The organism is Protofrankia symbiont of Coriaria myrtifolia (assembly GCF_900634755.1).
GTDB lineage: Bacteria > Actinomycetota > Actinomycetes > Frankiales > Frankiaceae > Protofrankia > Protofrankia coriariae.
Map to the genome: position 1 here is coordinate 1 of NZ_CAAAFS010000006.1, position 4997 is coordinate 4997.

A 4997-nucleotide genomic window follows, 5' to 3' on the forward strand; every position below is an offset into this window, starting at 1 on the left:
AGTTACGATTCGCGAGTACAGTATGTCCCGGATGGAGCGAAGCTCTCGCAGGGACGCCGAGAATGGCGTAAATCGACAAATTTCATCAGCTCCGCCCGGCCGTCTTTTTGTGCGAAACCCAAAAACCAGGATGCCGCCATGTCGGCTATTGCCGAATTGCGCCACGTCTTTCGACATCTCGATCTTTCCGAGCTCGGTCGTTATATCGGGGAGCATTTGCTTAACGTCAAGCCACTCATTCTCGACTAGTCCAAGGATGACCTCCGGACGACCTGCTCGGAGGGCGAGTATCGTGTTTTCCTTGTCGGCCTCTCCGGAGATGGGCCAGCGCAAGAGCAGCTCAAACCTGCGCGCAATAATCCATAGTTCTGCCAGCTCAATACTAGTCGTCTCGAAGTCGCTTCGGACAACCCAGCGATCCGAGTCTGCCGCGTAGTGTTGCGAGTGGTACTCGACAAACTTTAGATCAGAATCGGCCAGAATTCTGCGTATTAAAGTAAGAGTCGCCCCGGGTAGCTCCCGTTCTTCGGAGTCATTTATGATATCGAACTTAAGTGACCCCTGATCGCCTGTCAACTCAAGCATCACAAAGGGGTTTGGGCGTTCAGAACTTCAAAAACAAAACTCTATATCTGCTTCACTGATGCTCGAAATTTCACTAGAATGTTCTTCTTTTGTGGCACAAGAGAAATCGACGATGTCTTGTATTGAGAGATTTCCTAGGTTCTCGGGTTTGGCCTCGAGCTCCCAGCTTTCGCCGCCTCTAAGGTATCTTCGGGCGCCAACAACGATATCGCCGTCTGACCGAAGGGTGCCCTGAACGAACTCACCTTCGGCATCGATCACTTGCCCGGAGAACCGACCTCGCATGTGACGAATTATGACAGAGTCAGGGAGCGAGATGGACATACGCGGCGCGCCGGTGAGCATGGCGCGCCAGCGCCACGCGCAGCCGCCGCGCGGCGCGGATGCACCCACTACTTGATCTCTAAATCGAGCAATTCGGCAGTCCCATGGCTTGTTGGTGCAGCTCCGTCGCGGTGGGGAGTGCTTCGTAGGCTCCGGGACGGCTGATGGTGAGGGCTGCGGCTGCCTGGGCCTGGTGGACCGCGTCGGCTGGACTGGTGCCGGCGATGAGGTGGGCGCAGAGTACGGCGGTGAAGGCGTCGCTGGCACCGGTAACGTCGATGACGTCGGCGGGTGGTGCGGGGTAGGCGTTGGTGGAGCCGTCGATCCGGAGAACACATCCGTGTTCGGCAAGGGTGGCACAGACTGTCCGCACGCCAAGTGCGTCAGCTACAGCGTCGGCGAGATGCTCGGCGGGGCCGTGTGCGGCTGAGTGCCCGGTAAGAAGGGCGCGGGCCTCGGCCTCGTTGGGAACCAGCATGTCGACGTGTTCCCACGGGATAGCCTTGATGACCGCTGGATCGCTGGGAAGCGGCGCGGGGTTCAGGATGACACGTATGCCCTGATCGCTGGCTGCGGTGATGATTCCGGCGGCCTGGTCGGGGGACTCGAAGGTGACGAGGAGAGCGTCTCCCGGCCCGCTGGTTTTTACGGCGGTGATGAGGTGGCCGGCGGTGACATTGAGCGCGTCGGGGACACGCCAGACCATGGCGTTCTCCCCGTCGGCGCGGGTGTAGACGACACAGACCGGTGTGGGGGCCTCGGGGATGGCTGCCATGGTGGAGACGTCGATGCCCTCGGCGCGGAGCGCACTCCTGATGGCCTCGCCCACGACATCGGTTCCGACGCATCCGACGGCGGCGACCTGGGCGCCGAGATGGGCGAGGGTGACGGCCTGGTTGAGCGCCTTCCCGCCCGGGACGGTCCGCATGGCGTCGGCGCGTAGGTCGTCGCCCCATGCCGGTAGGCGGGGTGTGCTGATCAGGCAGTCGAGGACGTAGGCGCCGGCCACGAGGAACCGAAGCTCGCTGATAGGGCGCGCTGGGTGGGTGCCGGTCATGTGCTGGTGTAGGTCCAGGCGGAGCCGACTCCGCGGTACTGCTCGACCGGGATCGGGGTCACCCCGGGGCGCATCTTGTCGGTGTAGAGGTGGCCGTCCAAGTGGTCGATTTCGTGGGCGACCAGGCGGGCAAGGCCCTTCTCGAACGCGATGATCCGCCGTGTTCCGTCGATGTCGGCGTGTTCGACGTGCAGAGTGAGCGGTCGGGGGACCAGGCCGCGGACATCGAAGAAGCTCAGGCATCCTTCGTACTGCTCGTCGGTCTCGGGGCTGGCCTCGATGACGGTTGGGTTGAGCAAGGTGATCGTGTCGCCGTCGACGGTGCGGACGATCGCGGCGGCGCGATTGATCCCGACCTGCGGGGCGGCGATCCCCATACCCTTCCCGAAGGTGTGCAGGGCGGAGACCCGTTCGATCGCGGAGGAGAGTTCGGCAACGACCCGGCGGGCGTCCTCGGCCTCGGCAGGCAGATCGAACGGGCGAGCGGGCTTGCTCAGGATCTCGGCGCCCTGCTGCACGATGCCGACCGCGGCCATCTGCTCGGACGGGCGGGCGGCCCCGGCGGCGGGGTCGGGCTGGGCGCGGAAGTTCCACTCCAGCCGGTAGCGGGCGTGCAACGGCGGCTCGTCTGTTGACCATGAGAACACCCTGCGGCCGGCGGTCTCAGTGCGCGCGATCGCGGTCCGGAACGGCAGGGCCTCGGCCGTCATCGACATCTCCATGCCCCACACCACCGGATCTACCTCGGCGGGGAAGTCCAGCCGGACCGACAGAGAACGGGTCGGGACCCGTACAGCGCGCTGGAACCACGGCCCCCACCGGTCATCCGACACCCGGTAGGAATACTCGATGACGGCGGTGTCGCCCGGGTAGAGCGGAAAGTGCCCCTGTGAGTTCTCGAAGCAGAGCCAGACTTCCTTGAGCGCGTCCCAGTCGGTCTTGATCTTCCAGTTCATCGGCTCGCCGTTGCACGTGGCGGACAGCCGCAGGAAGTCCCACCGGAGCGGTTTCGCCCGGTACAGCCGGGCTGATCGCTCGGGGTCGCCCGGGTAGCGGTCGACAGAGATCCGCATCAGGTAGCGGGTGACCGGCTCGGTGCCGGTGTTCACGATCCGGCGCATCTGGTGCGCGTAGTACGTCGCGTCGTCGTACCGCAACGTCGCCTCGTCGACCTCGACGATCAGGCCACCCGACGACGCGGCCGGCTGCGCGGGCGGGGTAGTCGCAACCGGTGGGGATGCCAGGGCCGGAACGGGCTGCGGCCCGGCGGGCTGTGCGGTGGATTCCCACCGGCGCGGGGCGAGCCCGAAGTATCCGCCTGGGATGCGTAGGGCGTCCGCGATGCGCTCGATGAGGTCCAGGGAGGCGATGCGGTCTTCACCGCGCACGATACGGCTCACCCGTGACTGCGACAGGCCGTCGACCGGAGAGGAGATCCGGTCCTGGCTGGCGCCGTCGTACTTGCGCATCAGGCGGAAGATCGTCCCGAAGTCGCGGACGGAACAGGCGGCGCGGAACTCGGGGCGGGCCAACAGTTCGGCGGACACCCGGTACGACCCGACCGGCACGTCGGGAGTGTGCGTCACGGGGCGAACCTCCACGTCCCACCGGGGCCGGACGCCCACGGCGGGTGGCGTGAGCGGAAAGCACGCACAGACTAACGCGGTCATGCCAAACCGGTATGGGCTTTGGGCAGCAACCGTTTCTCGCAGGTTCGGCAACCGGCCGGCAACCGCTCGCCATCCGATCGCGGCGTCGACGTCCCATCGATGACCTATACGAGACGTGTATGTCATATCGACGTTTCGTGACAACCAGTCGTCGGGTGAGGCTGGGTGCAGGCCACCCCGCTCCGTGTTCGCGTAGAGCCGGGCTCCGCGGAGCGGGGTGGCGTCCAGACCGTGAGGTGACACGACGGATGAGGGGCACGGCGGATGCCATGGACCAGGACCAGACAGACCGGAGCGAATCCGCGGAACGGCCACGGGGGTTCACGATGACGTGGATGAGTGGCCAGTGCAGGGCGGACGAGGAACCGGGCGTGGGCCTGCTGCCCTGGGGTGTGGACGCCTGGGCGCTGGTGGTCCCGGCGGGCTCGTCGGCGCAGGCGTTGCACGCGGCGATGACGGAGATGCCGTCCGGTCTGCGGTTCGCTGAGGCGTTTGGGGATGTTGACGTGGTCCTCGTCTACGAAGCCTCCGGCGCGCGGCTGTCCCGACGGCAGATTCCCGGGCCGTTCCTGCGGGCGATGCTTGAACTCGACCCGGTGCGGGTGGGGGCGGGCAACGGCCGGCGGTGGATGACCGAAGGGGAACGCGCGGCGTACGAGGCGGGGAAGGCTGATGTTGCCGATGCGCTGCGCCGTCAGGTGATCCGTCGACGACATCGGCGGGACCGCTCCGCGCTGAGCTGACATCTCTGAAGATCGCAGGGGTCGGACCTCGTCACAGGGTCCGGCCCCTCGTCGTTTCAGGGCGGCGTCGGGCCGTCTGTCCTGGTGACGGCCTGTTCGACCGTGGCGAGCCTGGTCAGGATCTCGGTTAGGCGATCCTCGACGCGGGCCAGAACAGCGAGGATCTCCCTGCCTGTCGGCTCGCTCGCCTCGCTGTCTCCGGTTCGGGTGCCGGACAGCAGGACGTGTATCAGGTGGTCGTCGGGCCACTCCAGCGCGCGGGCGATCGCGGCGAGGGTCTTGTTCTGCACGCGGCGGCCGGCGCCGTGCTGAAGGAGACGCAGCGTGGACACCGACACCCCGGACAGCTCGGCCAACTGCTGCTGACCGACCCGCCGGCTCGACATCCGCTCGTTGAGCGCCACGGCCACGGCAGCCCAGTCCTCTCCCTCGGCCGGACCACGCGCGGTGTAGACGGACGCTTTCCGGTCAGCCATGACGCGCATATTAGCCACCAAGCAATCGGCGCCACAGGCGGTACTCGGCGGCCATATCAACCTCGCATGAAGCCCACTCGCTTCCTCTCGCCGAATAGACCTGTCTGGCATGGGTTCATACAAGGCGTACATGCTTTGATCG

The 4997-nt window shown here is 65.6% G+C and carries 6 protein-coding genes; 1 reads left to right on the forward strand and 5 read right to left on the reverse strand.

Going from position 1 to position 4997, the window contains the following annotated elements:
* The 4 genes from CM1CMNOD_RS21300 to CM1CMNOD_RS00215 all read right to left on the reverse strand — a co-directional run.
* The coding region (locus CM1CMNOD_RS21300; RefSeq protein WP_207387447.1) for a hypothetical protein at nt 1–588 on the reverse strand (588 nt) is incomplete at its 3' end.
* Nucleotides 589–612: 24 nt separating this feature from the next.
* Complete coding sequence (locus CM1CMNOD_RS00205; protein WP_131771970.1) at nt 613–978, reverse strand: hypothetical protein; 366 nt, start codon at nt 976–978, stop codon at nt 613–615.
* A gap of 10 nt (nt 979–988) precedes the next feature.
* Entirely contained in the window at nt 989–1918 is a 930-nt protein-coding gene (locus CM1CMNOD_RS00210) for a PfkB family carbohydrate kinase (RefSeq protein WP_242625419.1), read from the reverse strand.
* 44 nt (nt 1919–1962) lie between these two features.
* On the reverse strand, nt 1963–3552 hold the full coding sequence (locus tag CM1CMNOD_RS00215) for a peptide deformylase (RefSeq protein WP_013871653.1): 1590 nt from the start codon (nt 3550–3552) through the stop codon (nt 1963–1965).
* Between the two features lie 419 nt (nt 3553–3971).
* Here CM1CMNOD_RS00215 and CM1CMNOD_RS00220 point away from each other — a divergent pair, with 419 nt between their 5' ends.
* Entirely contained in the window at nt 3972–4379 is a 408-nt protein-coding gene (locus CM1CMNOD_RS00220; RefSeq protein WP_237702926.1) for a hypothetical protein, read from the forward strand.
* 56 nt (nt 4380–4435) lie between these two features.
* On the opposite strand, the gene CM1CMNOD_RS00225 is transcribed toward CM1CMNOD_RS00220, so the two are convergent.
* Nucleotides 4436–4855: a helix-turn-helix domain-containing protein gene (locus CM1CMNOD_RS00225; protein WP_043604302.1), complete on the reverse strand. Its 420-nt coding sequence runs from the start codon at nt 4853–4855 to the stop codon at nt 4436–4438.
* Nucleotides 4856–4997: the final 142 nt, after the last annotated feature.

What these genes read in the sequence shown, in the direction of transcription:
- CM1CMNOD_RS00225 (WP_043604302.1), bottom strand. Translation starts at nt 4,855, where the DNA reads ATGGCTGACCGGAAAGCGTCCGTCTACACCGCGCGTGGTCCGGCCGAG.
- CM1CMNOD_RS00220 (WP_237702926.1), top strand. Translation starts at nt 3,972, where the DNA reads ATGAGTGGCCAGTGCAGGGCGGACGAGGAACCGGGCGTGGGCCTGCTG.